Source organism: Bacillus sp. FSL M8-0049, from assembly GCF_038593355.1.
In the GTDB taxonomy this organism is placed as follows: Bacteria; Bacillota; Bacilli; order Bacillales; family Bacillaceae; genus Bacillus; species Bacillus safensis.
In genome coordinates this window covers 2,328,744-2,343,708 of record NZ_CP151986.1, presented here as the reverse complement: position 1 = coordinate 2,343,708, position 14,965 = coordinate 2,328,744, and the positions used below count along the sequence as shown (strand labels likewise).

18 protein-coding genes are annotated in these 14,965 nt (G+C 41.9%); 16 read left to right on the top strand and 2 right to left on the bottom strand.

The genetic code is table 11. The annotated features are described in order from the left end of the window. Nucleotides 1-20 precede the first annotated feature (20 nt). The 11 genes from blaBPU to NSU13_RS12045 all read left to right on the top strand — a co-directional run bounded on the left by blaBPU (nt 21) and on the right by NSU13_RS12045 (nt 7,580). A complete protein-coding gene (blaBPU, locus tag NSU13_RS12095; protein WP_098677047.1) occupies nt 21-809 on the top strand; it encodes a BPU family class D beta-lactamase in 789 nt (262 codons plus the stop codon). Between the two features lie 103 nt (nt 810-912). After that, nucleotides 913-1,527, top strand: coding sequence for a hypothetical protein (locus NSU13_RS12090; RefSeq protein WP_335370819.1), 615 nt, complete (start codon nt 913-915; stop codon nt 1,525-1,527). Between the two features lie 95 nt (nt 1,528-1,622). Next, entirely contained in the window at nt 1,623-1,970 is a 348-nt protein-coding gene (locus NSU13_RS12085) for a YxiJ-like family protein (protein WP_335370820.1), read from the top strand. 131 nt (nt 1,971-2,101) lie between these two features. Continuing rightward, on the top strand, nt 2,102-2,362 hold the full coding sequence (locus NSU13_RS12080) for a hypothetical protein (RefSeq protein ID WP_335370821.1): 261 nt from the start codon (nt 2,102-2,104) through the stop codon (nt 2,360-2,362). 55 nt (nt 2,363-2,417) lie between these two features. Then, on the top strand, nt 2,418-3,287 hold the full coding sequence (locus NSU13_RS12075; protein WP_335370822.1) for an alpha/beta hydrolase: 870 nt from the start codon (nt 2,418-2,420) through the stop codon (nt 3,285-3,287). A 77-nt stretch (nt 3,288-3,364) separates the two neighbouring features. Next, the gene (locus NSU13_RS12070; protein ID WP_029708013.1) at nt 3,365-3,721 is read left to right on the top strand and encodes a winged helix-turn-helix transcriptional regulator; all 357 of its coding nucleotides are present in this window, start codon (nt 3,365-3,367) and stop codon (nt 3,719-3,721) included. Nucleotides 3,722-3,960: 239 nt separating this feature from the next. Continuing rightward, nucleotides 3,961-4,593 carry a 3-hexulose-6-phosphate synthase gene (gene hxlA / locus NSU13_RS12065; RefSeq protein ID WP_024423080.1) on the top strand — a complete coding sequence of 211 codons (633 nt, stop codon included), beginning with the start codon at nt 3,961-3,963 and terminating at the stop codon, nt 4,591-4,593. Next, nucleotides 4,590-5,147, top strand: coding sequence for a 6-phospho-3-hexuloisomerase (gene hxlB, locus NSU13_RS12060; protein ID WP_034280016.1), 558 nt, complete (start codon nt 4,590-4,592; stop codon nt 5,145-5,147). Before hxlA ends, hxlB begins: the two co-directional genes overlap by 4 nt. A gap of 140 nt (nt 5,148-5,287) precedes the next feature. Further along, a complete protein-coding gene (locus NSU13_RS12055) occupies nt 5,288-6,013 on the top strand; it encodes a DsbA family oxidoreductase (protein ID WP_342489533.1) in 726 nt (241 codons plus the stop codon). Between the two features lie 100 nt (nt 6,014-6,113). Next, nucleotides 6,114-6,563, top strand: a complete 450-nt coding sequence (locus NSU13_RS12050; protein ID WP_052470354.1) for a MarR family transcriptional regulator — start codon at nt 6,114-6,116, stop codon at nt 6,561-6,563. A gap of 6 nt (nt 6,564-6,569) precedes the next feature. Continuing rightward, the gene (locus tag NSU13_RS12045) at nt 6,570-7,580 is read left to right on the top strand and encodes a serine hydrolase (RefSeq protein ID WP_335370824.1); all 1,011 of its coding nucleotides are present in this window, start codon (nt 6,570-6,572) and stop codon (nt 7,578-7,580) included. Nucleotides 7,581-7,598: 18 nt separating this feature from the next. On the opposite strand, the gene NSU13_RS12040 is transcribed toward NSU13_RS12045, so the two are convergent. Further along, nucleotides 7,599-8,687, bottom strand: a complete 1,089-nt coding sequence (locus NSU13_RS12040; protein ID WP_025092855.1) for a GntR family transcriptional regulator — start codon at nt 8,685-8,687, stop codon at nt 7,599-7,601. A gap of 273 nt (nt 8,688-8,960) precedes the next feature. Between NSU13_RS12040 and NSU13_RS12035 the strand changes: the two genes are divergently transcribed. From NSU13_RS12035 to NSU13_RS12020, 4 genes are all read left to right on the top strand, one after another. Beyond that, entirely contained in the window at nt 8,961-10,586 is a 1,626-nt protein-coding gene (locus tag NSU13_RS12035) for an FGGY-family carbohydrate kinase (RefSeq protein ID WP_335370825.1), read from the top strand. Further along, nucleotides 10,580-11,284, top strand: a complete 705-nt coding sequence (locus NSU13_RS12030) for an L-ribulose-5-phosphate 4-epimerase (RefSeq protein ID WP_034280028.1) — start codon at nt 10,580-10,582, stop codon at nt 11,282-11,284. Before NSU13_RS12035 ends, NSU13_RS12030 begins: the two co-directional genes overlap by 7 nt. Before the next feature lie 17 nt (nt 11,285-11,301). After that, nucleotides 11,302-12,723 (top strand): L-arabinose isomerase, encoded by a 1,422-nt coding sequence (araA, locus tag NSU13_RS12025; RefSeq protein WP_335370826.1) that lies wholly within the window; start codon nt 11,302-11,304, stop codon nt 12,721-12,723. An 81-nt stretch (nt 12,724-12,804) separates the two neighbouring features. After that, nucleotides 12,805-14,145, top strand: coding sequence for a sugar porter family MFS transporter (locus tag NSU13_RS12020; protein WP_034280034.1), 1,341 nt, complete (start codon nt 12,805-12,807; stop codon nt 14,143-14,145). A gap of 40 nt (nt 14,146-14,185) precedes the next feature. Here NSU13_RS12020 and NSU13_RS12015 read toward each other — a convergent pair whose 3' ends face one another. Further along, the gene (locus NSU13_RS12015; protein ID WP_024427922.1) at nt 14,186-14,398 is read right to left on the bottom strand and encodes a hypothetical protein; all 213 of its coding nucleotides are present in this window, start codon (nt 14,396-14,398) and stop codon (nt 14,186-14,188) included. 250 nt (nt 14,399-14,648) lie between these two features. Between NSU13_RS12015 and NSU13_RS12010 the strand changes: the two genes are divergently transcribed. Next, nucleotides 14,649-14,942, top strand: coding sequence for a spore coat protein (locus NSU13_RS12010; RefSeq protein ID WP_024423071.1), 294 nt, complete (start codon nt 14,649-14,651; stop codon nt 14,940-14,942). The last annotated feature ends 23 nt before the right edge of the window (nt 14,943-14,965 follow it).

The following is a 14,965-nucleotide window of genomic DNA, read 5'->3' as shown; positions in this document are numbered from 1 at the left end:
TAGGAAAAGGAGCGATTTTTTTGAAGAAAAAGCATATGAAATGGCTGTTTTGCACCATCATGCTGATGGCATTTTGTATCGGCCAGCCTTCATCAAGTGAGGGAACATCTCCAGCGTGGTCAGTAGATGAATTCATGAAAGACCGGGAAGGCACATTTGTGATTCAAGAAGTAAAAGAAAAATCGCCATGGGTGTATAACAAAAAAAGAGCGAACAAGCGCTTTGCCCCACAATCGACATTTAAAGTGGCAAATGCCCTCATCGGACTCCAAACAGGCGCAGTGAGAGATGAATACGACATTAAATATTGGGACGGAGTGAAAAGAGAGATTGATAACTGGAATAAGGATCATACACTGGGCTCTGGTATGAGAGATTCAGTCGTCTGGTACTATCAAGCCATGGCGCGTGACATCGGAGAAGAACGCATGAGTCATTGGGTGAAAGCCATTCATTATGGGAACGAAGACATATCAGGCGGAATCGATCAATTTTGGTTAAGCAGTTCGTTGAAAATTTCTCCAGTAGAACAAGTCCATTTTCTCAAACAGCTATATGAAGAAAGTCTTCCATTTGACCTGTCTGTCATGAGAACCGTCAAACGAATGATGATACAAGAAGAAGAGAAACATGCCACCCTATACGGAAAAACAGGCTCCGGTTCAGGCATCGGCTGGTACGCAGGCTTCATCAAACATGAAAACAAAACCTACATTTTCGTCACAAATATCGAAGGCACCGGGCTAGAAGCAAAAGAAATTACCTATCGTATTTTGAAAAAATATCATTTGATTGAAGCATCCGTTTAGGGTGCTTTTTTATATATAAAAGGGGATATTTTGATAAGATGATGATATATGGGTTAGTTTTAGGAAAATGATAGTGATATCACATGAGAAGGAGGCTTTTTGCTTGAACCAGCCTGAGCCCTTATTTGTTCGTTCAGAAAAAGAATTCAGGTTCTATCAGAATTTAGTGGATCATGTATTTGATCAAAATAAAGGGCTGCCACAGCAAGTCTTCCGTAAGAATTTTGATTGTTTTTTGTTTCAAGAGTTTGATTGGGCATTAAGTGATGATATTTTACCAACAATCAAGGAGTTATCAAATTCAACACGTGATAGAGAATTTTTGACCGCAATCCTTAAGCCAGATCCAGTTGATTACTATTTGAAGGAGTTTGGTTATTATCATTGGCTGAAAGCGAGTGTGAACATTTCAGGTGAGGATTATGTAAATGCACTATGGATGCACCCAAAAGGTTCTATAGCTGATAATATAATTACGAACTCAAACATAGTGGTTTGGTTATCCCGTTCTTTGCAGTGGGCGATTTGGGCAGATAGAGATATGGAAATTTGTATAATAGGTATGGTATCAAAAAAAGAGTGTCCCCAAAATATTTTATTAGAAGAAGGATGGAAACCACTGAATCATCCTGATTTAGCAAGTTGGTTAGAACTGTTATTGAAGGATCAAAAAACATTCAATGAATATTTCAGTCAATTGCTATCAAATTATCCGTAATGGTACTTGTGGTTTAAATTAGGAAGTATCAATTACTAATGATAGACAAAGAAATGATTATCAGTAATGTCTATATATAAAAGGAGCATAAGGCCATGAACATCAGCCAAGATAAAACAGCATTAATCAATGATTTGAAGCAGCGCTATCAATATTGTTTTCATTCCGCTTATCCAGAAGATATCGTATCTTTTGAGGAGGAAACTGGCATTTGGTCCGATGATTTTTATGAATTTTTCACACTTGTAACAGGAAGCTTAAGTTATGTGATCGATAACAAACGAATACCGAAAAAACAATTGAACGTGCTGCGTCAATCATTTGAAGAGCAATACCCTCAAATCAAAGCGTTTCAACACATCCTTGAATCGTATCCTTTATTACATTCCTACGTTCAATACCATGAAGAAACAAGAAAACGAATCATTGCACTTATACAATAACCTATGGGGGACAAACGATAACATGGTTTTTAGATGAAAAAATCCAAAAGCAAATCCCTGATTTCAATATCAACCATCTAAAGCAAATCAATGAATTTCACTATTTTAAAGAGTATAATGAACATTACGACTTGATCAACTGTATTAATCTACACATCCCATACGAATCTGCGATCCATAAAGCAGACATTTATCTGAAATTCACCAATGTCTCTTCTGTTCAAATCAAAGATTTGGAGTTAACAAACGATGACTATATTTTATTGGACATTCAGCTTTTGGATAGGGGCTGGGAAAATTTGAATTACTTTGTCGAAGACTTTGAAGAACAGTATTTTTCTTTTTATTGTCAAACGGTTCAAGTCATACAAGTCGTATCAAATGAATCGTGATAGTCTACCAACATATGCCTAAATATACTTCCCCATCCCAACACAGAAAGGTGCAATGACTTTGAATCGAATCTTGAAATGGCTCTTATTTGTAGTTGTCATCGCTGGTTTATTGGTATGCGCATTCTTTGTGTTCCGTTTCAACCAGCCTAAGCCGACAACCAATATCCATTATGCAGACACACAAAACAAACAGCAAACACTCGATATGTATATGCCAAAGGGCAAAGATGAAGACAAAAAGAAGAAGCATCCTGTGATAATCTATCTCCATGGCGGCGGCTGGACAGGCGGCGATAAGAATAGAGTCGCTTCAAAGGCTGATTATTTTACAGGTCAAGGGTATGTGTTTGTTTCAATGAATTACAGGCTTCACCCTGATGCCAACTATGAGCAGATGGCAGATGATACAGCAAACGCCATTAAATGGGTAAAGGATCATGCGGATGAATATCAAATTGATTCATCAAAAATCAATGTCATGGGTCACTCAGCGGGCGGTCATTTGACGGCGCTGGTTGCCACAGATTCGACCTACTTAAAACGTGTGGGGCTGTCGCCAAAAGCGATTAATTCCATCGTGATTTTAGATGGGCCGTTAAACCTCAATCAATTTATACAAGCCATCCCATCGTACAAAAAAGTCTTTGGCAAACAAGAGAAAAATTGGACAAAGGCATCACCTGTCACTTATATGAATCAAGCGAATGTACCTCCTGTCTATTTGGTCACGGGCTGGGAAAATCCTGAGGTGTACCGATTTGCAGAAAAACTGAACCATGATAAAGGCTCTCGGTTTGTTTTTCGGGTTCATACGTTAAGCCATAGTGATCTGAACAAATGGTTTGGATCAGACAGAGCGCCAAAAGAAGCACAAAAAATGACAGAGGCTGTGATGGCTTTTGTCAAAAAACAAAATCAATAACGAAGACCGTATGCTTGGGCAATTCATTTTGCCGCAGTATATGATAAAGCGTAAATGGTTTGAAATTAAAGGAGTGTATGTTGTTGTCATCACGAATGGAAAATAAAGTATTCAATTGCGAAAAAGAGCTGACGCTAAATATTATCGGCGGTAAGTGGAAAATGCTGATTTTATGGCACCTTGGCAGAGAAGGGACAAAACGTTTTGGTGAGTTAAAGTCGTTAATGCCTGGGATTACGCAAAGAATGCTTGTCAATCAGCTAAGAGAATTAGAGGAAGATCACATTGTGCACCGGGAGGTTTATCCTGTCGTCCCGCCAAAGGTTGAGTATTCTCTCACAGAACTAGGAGAAAGCTTAATGCCGATTTTAGAGGCGATGTATGATTGGGGAAAACAGTATCTCGACAGTAATTTTTTAAAAGATGATAAATAGAAAGACTACCGATTGTAGGCAAAGGGCTAAAATAACTTTATTTTAGCCCTTTGTCTTTACGCTGAGATACTGGCCAAAAGACAGTATCTTTTTTGTAACCATATGCGGAAAAGTATAGTATGTAAAAAAAAAGTGCGTACTTGGATTGCGTCCATCCTGTTGTTATACTCATTTCATCGTTCAAGATGCATCATCCGCGGAGCTCTTGAAGATGAGATGAAAAACGGGAGTGAAAGTTGATGAAATTACAATTAGCATTAGATTTAGTGAATATACCAGAAGCGATTGAGCTGATCAAAGAAGTAGAAGCATCCATTGATGTGGTCGAAATTGGGACACCTGTTGTGATTAACGAAGGGCTTCGTGCTGTAAAAGAAGTCAAGCAGGCTTTTCCGAATTTACGTGTACTCGCTGATCTGAAAATTATGGATGCTGCCGGCTATGAAGTGCAGCAGGCCTCCGAAGCAGGAGCAGATATCGTCACCATTCTTGCAGCGGCAGAAGATATGTCCATTCAAGGAGCGGTGAAAGAAGCAAAAGCAAGAGGAAAACAAATTTTAGTTGATATGATTGGCATCAAAGATATCGCAGGCCGTGCAAAAGAGCTGGATGCGCTTGGAGTCGATTATATTTGTGTGCATACAGGCTATGACCTGCAAGCGGTTGGTCAAAACTCATTTGCTGACCTTATGACAATTAAACAAGTCGTCAAGCAGGCAAAAACAGCGATTGCAGGCGGAATTAAGCTTGATACGTTACCTGAAGTCGTGAAATTAAACCCTGATTTAATCATTGTCGGCGGCGGTATCGCAAGCCAGGACAATAAAGCAGAAGTAGCGGCACAAATGAAGCAGCTGATCGCACAATCATGAAGACCAGCGACTATGTGAAGGCCATTTTAAATGAGCTTTCTGAGCATTCGCCAGCCATTCAAGACGAACAAGCAGAGCGCCTGGTCACAAGTATTTTATCTGCACAAAAAGTCTTTGTGGCAGGTGCAGGCAGGTCTGGTTTGATGGGAAAATCGTTTGCGATGAGACTTACGCATATTGGCGTCAAGGCTTATGTCATTGGAGAAACGAATACGCCTTCTTTTACCAAAAAGGATCTCTTGATTGTGGGGAGCGGCTCTGGCCGCACAGAGTCTTTGCTTGTCCTTGCAAAAAAGGCAAAAGCAATTGGCGGAAAAGTGGCAGCGTTCACGCTTTCTGCTGAGTCACCTTTAGCTGATCTATCGGATGAAGTCATCTTATTGTCAGGTGCACCGAAGGATCAACAGGAAGGAAGCCATCATACCATTCAGCCAATGGGTTCACTATTTGAGCAGCTGCTTCTTTTGACTTACGATGGGGTCATTTTGCGGTTAATGGAAATGAAAGAGCTCGATACACATACAATGTACGGTCACCATGCAAATTTAGAATAGTCATTTTCAACGCCTTTCCTTTCTTAAAAGGAGAGGCTTTTTCATTTCAATCAAGCCCAGAATCTTGACATAACCGATTTGATGTAACTATAATAGTTACATCGTTAAAGAAAAAGTGCAAGCACGGAAGGAAGATGAAAATGAAAGTACAAATTTGGTCAGATATCGCCTGTCCTTTTTGTTATATAGGAAAAAAACAGCTGGAAACAGCGCTAGAACAATTCCCAGAGAAGGACCAGGTAGAGATAGAGTTTAAAAGCTTTGAGCTTGATCCACATGCACCTGCTCAAGTCGATTATGACGTTCATGATATGCTCGTCAAAAAATATGGCATGAGCCGCAGCCAGGCCATGGCGATGAATGAGCAGGTGAAGCAGGCCGGCAAAGAGAAAGGAATCGATTTTCAATTTGATCCGCTCGTGTTGACAAACACCTTTGATGCTCATCGATTGGCGCAATATGCTGGTCAAATGGAGAAAGGCGATTTTGTCATGGGAGAACTGTTTCAAGCATATTTTACAGATGGAAAGCATGTTGGTGACCGTCAAACTCTTTTAGACATTGCAGAAAAAGCTGGTCTTGATGAGAAGAAAGTACAGCAAGTTTTGGGCAGCGAAGCATTTGCCGATCATGTCCGAAAAGATGAACAAGAAGCGAGACAGCTTGGTATCAATGCTGTTCCGTTTTTCTTGATCAATGACAAGTATTCAGTTGCAGGTGCGCAGCCGGCCGATACGTTCCTGCGCGCACTTGAAACAGCTTGGACAGAGGAAGCAGCTCAAGCAGAGAAAGCGTCTGCCAATTCATTTGAAGCAGCATGTGCAGATGGCGTATGTGCGGTGCCTACCCCTAAAGAAGAAGCGTAATAGGCAAGTTCCCTATCTTTCTAAAAGATGGGGATTTTTTCTTGTTTTAATATAAAGGTTGCTTTATACTTAAGTTATCTTAATTATGAAGGTGATAAAAGTGACGTCCAAAACAGCTATGATTCAAGAGCTAAACAATATCGAAGCCCGCATCCATCAAAAGCTCCGATTAGAGTTTGAAGAATTATTTGTAGATGAGTTAACCGATAAGCAGCATATTGTACTAAATTTTATTGAGCAGAAAGGGGGAAGTTCTCCTATTCAAATTGCCCAGCAATTAGGGATCACTCAAAGTGCAGTGAGTCAATTGTTAAACACGCTTGAAAAAAAAGAATGGATTCGCCGCAGCATTAACCCGAATAACCGGAGGGAATTGCATGTTGAACTTTCTGAGAAGGCAAAAACGTACCTTGAGAATATGCGAAAGGTAGAGCTTGCGATTATTGAAAAATATTATTCAGCATTATCCTTCGATGAGATCTCCACATTGACATCGATTTATGAAAAGCTTGATCAATTGATCCCACATCAAAACGAAGAGAAAGGATGAGAATGAATGACGCTCAAACAAGAAGTACAGAGAATCGCTTCCTCTTATACAGAGAAAAAGAAGGAGGCGCTGCTTGTGATCGGACTGATTCATCAAGGGGAAACGCATGTCTTTCATTTCGGGGATCACCCTATACAAAAGCGAGTGCAGCCAGAGGATGTCATTTTTGAGATTGGCTCGATTTCAAAAGTCTTTACGACAAGTATATTGGCAAGCATGATGCAAAAAGGGCAGATGAAACTCGATAATTCGATTTCTCTGTATTGTCCTCACATTCGAAAGAATCACCCCATTCAAATAGAGCAGCTGGCAACCCATACGTCTGGTCTTCCTTCGCATCGTCTTCTTAGAGATTTGCAGCTATGCTTCCTTCCTAAAGTGAGAAGAGATATGTTCTGTCAGTATTCACTCGATGAATTAATGAAACTGTTAAATTCGAAAAAGTGGAATCAGCCAAAAAGCTTTCCATCTCGTTATTCCAATGTGGGTATGGGTCTGCTTGGTTTAATCATGGGCTGGTCTCGTCACAAAACATATGAACAGCTATTGATGGAATATATCGTGGATGAGCTTCATCTATCAAGTACCTTTATTACGATAAAGGATAATGTAGAAGCAAAGATGATCTTAGGGCATCGGGAAAATGGAAAAGAGGTTCCGCCGCTTCATATGCTTGACTATCAAGGAGCTGGCGCTATTCGCTCGACCATCACAGATTTATTGTCATTTCTCTCTAGCCATCTACACGCAGATGCGGATTCTTTTTGGAAAATCACGCATGAACCAAGACGGGATATGGGCAGGAACATGTCAATGGGACTCGGCTGGGTCATCGATGACACAGGACTCATTTGCCATAATGGGGCGACGTCTGGATTCTCCAGTTTCATGGGCTTCCGCCCGCATTCAAAAACAGGCGTGGTCGTTTTATCCAACTACCGTAATCGAATCACGCAAGACTCTCCCGATCGTATAGCGTATGATCTGCTGGATATGCTGGAATCTAAAATAAAATGAGCCACTTGGAGTAGGGGCTCATTTTATTCGTTTGATCGTTTCACCTGGAACCAATTCAGGCTCGTAAAACGTTTGATCAGGGAGATTCTTTTTTCCTTGTACTTTTTTAATCATCCAGTCAGCTGCATCCCGGCCCATTTGCTCCTGAGGATGGGTCAGTGTTGTCAGCTTCACATGGGCATTTTTCTGGGCAATATACGAATTATCCTGTCCAATAATCGAGAGATCATCTGGAATGGACAGCCCGATTTCGCTGCATACATTGGCTACTTCTAAACCCACCTCATCGTTATAGCAAACAAGGGCAGTCAGCTCATGCCTGTGCGCCATCAGGAATGTGGAAATTTGCTCCCCTAAATGCTGCTTCGATTCTGTATCGAAAAAAAGCACATGCTCAGGCAGGAAATTAAGCTTCGCTTCACCTAGCGCCTGAATATAGCCCTTCATCCGATATTTTCCCTGTAAATCATCTGTTTTTGAAATAAGCCCAATTTGCTGATGTCCAGAGGTGATCAGCTCTTTTGTGGCTAAATAGCTGGATTTTACATCATCCAAACAGAGAAAAGGAACCTCTAACTGCTCATAATAGGCATTGATCATAATGAGCGGTACATCCTGTTCTTTAAAGGATAAATAGTACGAGATGTTTGGGTTATATAAATTGCTTTTCGTCGGCTCGACGATAAGTCCGTCCACACCAAACGACAGCATCATTTCAAGCGCTTTTTTCTCCTGCTCAACATCGTTATTTGTACTTGCCAGTAACAAGGAATAGTTCTCTTCGTTTAAACGGCTTTCAATGCCTCGAATGATAGAAGGAAAAATGTAATCGGATATGTATGTTGTAATGACACCAATCGTTTTCATATGTGCATGTCCCGCAGGTTTTGTTTGATATTGATTGGTCACAAATGTGCCTGAACCTTTTTCGCTGCGCAAAAATCCTTCGCTGGACAATTCCAAAATGGCTTTTCGAACTGTATGTCTGCTCACTTGATACATGTCTTGCAGGCTTGATTCGGTTGGAATACGCTCCCCGATCCGATAATCCCCTGTGAGTATTTTGCTTTTTATATCATCAATAATGATCTGGTACTTCTTTTTCATCGTTTCACTTCTTTCTCAGTTGATCATCTACTCGGATTGAGAAGAAATTGTATGGACATATTTTAACATGGTTGTCGGATCAAAAACAGGCGCTTCCCTTTTCTGTTATGACCCCTTCAGAAAAAATGAAAGTTTTTGTCGCATTATGTATGTACAACTATATTTATTATTGACATATGTACGTACAAATATTATATTGTGATTGTACCAGAGAATCAATGAATCTAGAAAAAGAAAATTGAAACCGCTATCAAAAATGGGGGTGAACGTAGAGTGGATCACAAAGAGACGGCCAAAGCCTTGAAAGAAGGACGGACATCTTTAGGCATTGAATTTGGTTCAACACGAATTAAAGCGATTTTAATAGATGAGGAATTTCAGCCAATTGCACAAGGTGCATATGAATGGGAAAGTTTTCTCCAAGATGGAATATGGACGTACAACTTAATTGATATCATTACAGGTCTGCAAGTGGCGTATCGAGAGATGAAAGAACAGGCCGAGCAAAAGTATGGTGTGACCATTCAAACCATTGGCTCAATCGGGGTATCAGCGATGATGCATGGCTATGTGGCATGTGATCATACAGGAGAGGTTCTCGTTCCGTTCCGAACATGGCGGAACGGAACGACCATCGAGGCGAGTCAAAAGCTGACAGACGTATTTCAATTTCATATTCCAGAAAGATGGAGCATTGCCCATTTGTATCAAGCGGTATTAGAAGATGAAAAACATCTATCCCGATTAGAATATATGACCACTTTGTCAGGATATATTCACTGGCTGTTAACCGGAAAGCAGGCCATTGGCATTGGGGATGCGTCAGGTATGTTCCCAATTGACGAACAAACGAAAGATTACAATGAAGAAATGCTCCATCAATTTGAAGACTTGATCGCAGAAAAAGGCTATCCATGGAAGCTTCGTCATCTTCTGCCGCGTGTTTATTTAGCAGGTGAGGAGGCTGGCGTGTTAACGGCAGCAGGAGCAGCCATTTTAGATCAAGGAAAACATTTGCAGCCAGGCATTCCATTTTGCCCGCCGGAAGGTGACGCTGGAACGGGAATGGTGGCGACAAACAGTGTAGAAAGACGGACCGGGAATATTTCTGTTGGGACGTCGGTTTTTGCCATGATTGTGCTGGAGCAGGATCTAAAAGGTGTGTATCCAGAAGTGGATCTTGTCACGACGCCGGATGGACTGCCAGTTGCCATGGTTCATGCGAATAACTGTACAAGTGACCTAAACGCTTGGATGAATATATTCAGAGAGGCATTTGAAGCACTTGGCCTGCAAGTGGAGTCAGAAAGGTTATACGAATCCTTATTGCAGCAAGCTTTAGAAGCAGATAGAGATGGCGGCGGACTCTTAAGCTATGGCTATTACTCTGGTGAAAATATTACGAGACTGCCAGAAGGAAGACCTCTTTTTGTCAGGTCTCCTGAAAGCCGCTTTAACCTCGCTAATTTCATGCGAACCCATTTGTTCTCTGCTTTTGGTGCTATGAAAATAGGCATGGACCGATTAAAGGAACAGGAACATGTAGTGATCGACCGCTTACTAGGGCATGGGGGATTATTTAAAACACCGCTTGTTGGACAAAAAATGGTTGCCGCAGCGCTGGATACACCTGTATCAGTCGTTTCAACAGCGGGAGAAGGCGGTGCATTTGGGATGGCTGTCCTTGCTTCATATATGGTCCATCAGCAGCAGCAAACATTGGCTGAATTTCTCACCCATCGCGTATTTGCCCATACATCAGAAGAGCTCATGGAGCCCGATCCACTCGATGTCAAAGGCTTTAACGAATTTTTAAAGCGCTATCAAAATGGGCTTGCGATTGAAGAAGCGGCGGTAGCGCATCTCATGCCAAAGAAAGGAGTGACGACGGTATGCTAGATCGCTTAAAAGAAGAAGTGTATCAAGCAAATTTAGATTTGCCAAAATACGGACTTGTGAAATTTACATGGGGTAATGTCAGTGCATGTGATCGTGACAGTGGTTTGTTTGTGATTAAGCCGAGCGGCATAGCGTATGACCAACTATCAGCAAAAGATATGGTCGTGGTGAACTTTGATGGTGAAGTGGTGGAAGGAGAATTGAGTCCTTCGTCAGATACAGCTACACATGCAGTTCTTTACAAACACTTTGAGGAAATTGGCGGCATTTCACATAGCCATTCCATGTGGGCAACCGTTTGGGCGCAGGCAGGACTTGATTTACCAGCAATGGGCACAACACATGCCGATACATTTTACGGCGCCGTTCCGTGCGCTCGTTTTCTAACAGAAGAAGAAGTCAATCGGGGTTATGAGGTAGAAACGGGCAAGCTGATCATCGAAACGTTTGAGAAAAGAAACCTAGATGTGATGGCGGTGCCGGGTGTATTGCTTCAAGGGCATGGTCCATTTACATGGGGGAAGGATGCTAAAAGTGCGGTCACAAACAGTGTGATTTTAGATGAAGTCGCCAAGATGAATCTTTTTGCCAAGCAATTGAACGAATTTGCTGAGCCATTGCCGCAGCGAATTTTAGATAAACATTACTTAAGAAAACATGGAAAGCATGCGTATTACGGACAAAAACCTTCAAGATAAAGAAACGAGGGATATTTATGTTAACAAGCCTGAAAAAAGAGTTTTGGTTTATCGTTGGGTCACAGCATTTATATGGTGATGAAGCACTGAAAAAAGTAAAAGCAGATGCACAAAAGATGACGGATGCTTTAAATGAGAGCGGTTTACTTCCTTATCCAGTGATCTTGCAGGACCTGGCTGTCAGTGCCGATCAAATCACAAAGCTTATGAAAGAGGTCAATTATCGCGATGAAGTTGTCGGTGTGATGACGTGGATGCATACATTTTCTCCAGCAAAAATGTGGATACGCGGCACCAGTCTTTTGCAAAAGCCTCTTTTGCATCTTGCTACACAATATTATGAAAAGATTCCGTGGGACACGATCGACATGGACTATATGAATCTCCACCAATCCGCACATGGAGACAGAGAATATGGCTATATTAATGCACGTTTAAATAAACAAAACCAAATTGTGACCGGTCATTGGTCAAAGCCGAAAGTGCAGCAGCAAATTGCGGATTGGATGGATGTTGCGGCTGCCTATCATGAGAGCTTTCACATCAAAGTAGCCCGGTTTGGTGACAACATGCGGCATGTGGCTGTGACAGAAGGCGATAAAATCGAAGCACAGATTCAATTAGGATGGACCGTTGACTACTTTGGAATAGGCGATCTCGTCGAATATGTAAATGCAGTAGATGACGAAGAGGTAGATGCATTATTTGCTGAGTATTTAACGCAATATGATGTGAATTATGGAACGTATTCAGTTGAAGAGTGGGAAAAAAGTGTCAAGGTGCAGGCGCGATATGAGATCGCCATCAAACGTTTCTTAGATGAAGGCGGCTATAATGCCTTTACAACAAACTTTGAAGATTTACATGGGATGAAGCAGCTGCCTGGACTTGCGGTACAGCGACTGATGGCAAAGGGCTACGGCTTTGCTGGGGAAGGTGATTGGAAAACGGCCGCACTGGACCGCTTATTAAAGGTGATGAGCCATCATCAATCCACTGGTTTTATGGAGGACTACACATATGAAATGACGTCTGGAGAGGAAGCAGTGCTGCAATCTCATATGCTGGAAGTAGATCCAGCGCTCGCCCATACAAAACCTGTCATTGTCGTGTCTCCACTTGGAATTGGAAACCGGGAGGATCCAGCACGTCTTGTGTTTGATGGAAAAGCAGGCGAGGGTGTCGTTGTCTCTATAGCGGATTTTGGAACACATTTCAAATGGCTGATACAAGAAGTCGAAGCCTTTGAGCCGGAGGAAGCAGCACCTCATTTACCAGTTGCGCGTGTATTGTGGAAAATCAAACCGAATTTTCAGGATGGCGTCAAAGCATGGATTAAAGAAGGCGGGGGCCATCATACAGTCGTGTCTCTCAATTTAAAGGTTGATCAAATTGTTCACTTTGCAAAGCTAGTCAATGCAGAATATGTGGTTTTATAGAAGGGGGAAAGGTCTTCTACTGGTTACAGTAGAAGCACCGGGTGAAATGAAAGCGGTTAATTAAGTGAGGGGGTCATCCACTTGGAGAAAAAAGTGTCAAGCAAATTTATCTTCTTTTTCGGGTCCTTTGCAGGCATCTTATTTGGATATGATATTGGTATTATTGCAGGGGCGGAAGGACATATTCAGGAAGAATTTCAGCTCAGCCCATTATGGCTTGGAATCGTTGTCTCTTCATTAATGGGCGGGGCCATCATTGGCTCCATCTTAAGCGGTCTCTTAGGGGATAAATTTGGCCGCAGAAAACTCATTTTGGTCTCATCCGTGATCTTTTTTGTCGGGGCGATCGGATCAGCTGTCGCACCAGAAGAGATTTCACTCACCATCGCTCGAATCTTTTTAGGGACAGCAGTAGGAACAGCTTCATCTTTGGTTCCTGCTTACATGTCTGAAATCGCTCCTGCTAAAATCCGCGGGAAATTATCTGGGCTCAATCAGCTCATGATTGTAACGGGTCTATTGCTCAGCTATATTGTTGCGTTTGTGTTTGAGCCCATCCCGGACAGCTGGCGCTGGATGCTGGGAAGTGCCGCTTTATTTGCGATCGTGCTTTATATTGGCATGCTGAAGCTTCCTGAATCTCCGAGATATTTGATTAAACACGGAATGGCTCATAAAGCACGGGAAGTATTAGGATCACTGCGTTCTTCCCGTGAAGAAATCGAATCAGAAATGCAGGAAATTTTAGAAGTCGCCAAAGAAGAACGCTCGGGAATTCGTGAATTGTTTCAAAAGAAATTCCGAATGGCTCTTTTCATTGGGGTTGGAATGGCAACCCTTCAGCAAATTCAAGGCGCGAACTCCATTGTCTATTATGCAACGAGTATCGCTCGGAATGTAGGTCTTGCGCCGCAGGTCGCCGCAGGTTTTACAGTCATTGTCGGTGTCATTTTCGTCGTCACGACCGTGATCTTTTTACAATTTGTTGACCGCTTCGACCGCCGAACGATTCTCACCGTAGGGGGATCGGGCATGGCCCTTTCTTTCTTTGCTCCAGCCGCATTAGGGGCACTTGGCGTTAGTGAAGGAATTTTAAACTGGGTGACATTGATTTCACTTTGCTGCTTTATTTTGTGCTATGCCTTCTCGTGGGCACCGATCACTTGGATCATCATCGGCGAAATCTTCCCGCTTTCTGTCAGAGGCATCGGAGCAGGTATCTCTTCTGCCTTTAACTGGACCGGATCATTAGCAGTTGGACTTGTTTTCCCTATTCTGGCTGATCAATTCAGCTTTGGGGTCATTTTCTCCTCATTCGGAGTCATCTGCTTAATCGGGCTGTTATTCACCCGATTTGTGCTAGTCGAGACAAAGGGAAGAAGTTTAGAGCAAATCGAAACCGATATGGCTGCACGTGTATAAATTTAAGAAAACCATCTATCCCATGTGGGTAGATGGTTTTTTACTCAAGCGTCTGTTTGAGCTCATTTGGCAGTAAATCAATCAATTGATCATAGGAAGACAAATCCAGCACTTCAAGCAGTGCGTAATATTTCGCGTAAATTTCACTCAGCTGATCAGGATGGTTTGTTTGATATTGATTCAGATGTAATTGAGTTAGTTCAAGTGCAATGTCTAGCTTGTTTCGTTCGAATGGCTGTGTCGTGTTGATCATATCGTTCACCTCTTATTTGATAATGAGTGGAAAAAATGCATTGAATAAAAAGAGCTGATGTTTTGTTTTCATGGATGACCTGTCTTCGTAAGATATCATTTGTATAATATGTTAAAATTGTCCTTTTGTAAAGAAAGAGAAAACGAGGTCGATAGTGGATTTTTTTAAAAATAGACAAGCATCTAATCACGAAAGGTGCCTCTGACATACGATAGAGTGTAAGTGAAAGACAACTTGAAGGGGTGTTGAGATGAGCCGAAATCGATTAGATGATTTCTTCTTTGGACCTCGCAGAGGAAACCAAGGAGGAGACGAAACGGTTGTTTTTCCCACACGTCAAATTGTCAACACAAGAACGAATGAACAAACGATCAGAAAAATTCATCCAACGCATATCACAAACGTCAATAAAAACATCAAAAGAATCGAAAACTACTATCCTGTCACTGAATCGACTCACAACGAGTATATTGTAGAAGAATACGATTGCGGCAGTGATATCAAAAACCCTTGCTGCCGTCCGGTGAAGCGCTGTAAGTGGTAATGAAGGGGGCATCCTTTTATGGG

Bases quoted from the DNA above. Each gene is read 5' to 3' on its own strand.
- NSU13_RS12085 (WP_335370820.1), top strand. From the start codon at position 1,623: ATGAACATCAGCCAAGATAAAACAGCATTAATCAATGATTTGAAGCAG.
- NSU13_RS12030 (WP_034280028.1), top strand. From the start codon at position 10,580: ATGCTAGATCGCTTAAAAGAAGAAGTGTATCAAGCAAATTTAGATTTG.
- hxlA (WP_024423080.1), top strand. From the start codon at position 3,961: ATGAAATTACAATTAGCATTAGATTTAGTGAATATACCAGAAGCGATT.
- NSU13_RS12015 (WP_024427922.1), bottom strand. From the start codon at position 14,398: ATGATCAACACGACACAGCCATTCGAACGAAACAAGCTAGACATTGCA.
- NSU13_RS12055 (WP_342489533.1), top strand. From the start codon at position 5,288: ATGAAAGTACAAATTTGGTCAGATATCGCCTGTCCTTTTTGTTATATA.
- NSU13_RS12040 (WP_025092855.1), bottom strand. From the start codon at position 8,687: ATGAAAAAGAAGTACCAGATCATTATTGATGATATAAAAAGCAAAATA.
- NSU13_RS12075 (WP_335370822.1), top strand. From the start codon at position 2,418: ATGACTTTGAATCGAATCTTGAAATGGCTCTTATTTGTAGTTGTCATC.
- NSU13_RS12010 (WP_024423071.1), top strand. From the start codon at position 14,649: ATGAGCCGAAATCGATTAGATGATTTCTTCTTTGGACCTCGCAGAGGA.
- araA (WP_335370826.1), top strand. From the start codon at position 11,302: ATGTTAACAAGCCTGAAAAAAGAGTTTTGGTTTATCGTTGGGTCACAG.
- hxlB (WP_034280016.1), top strand. From the start codon at position 4,590: ATGAAGACCAGCGACTATGTGAAGGCCATTTTAAATGAGCTTTCTGAG.
- NSU13_RS12070 (WP_029708013.1), top strand. From the start codon at position 3,365: ATGTTGTTGTCATCACGAATGGAAAATAAAGTATTCAATTGCGAAAAA.
- NSU13_RS12045 (WP_335370824.1), top strand. From the start codon at position 6,570: ATGACGCTCAAACAAGAAGTACAGAGAATCGCTTCCTCTTATACAGAG.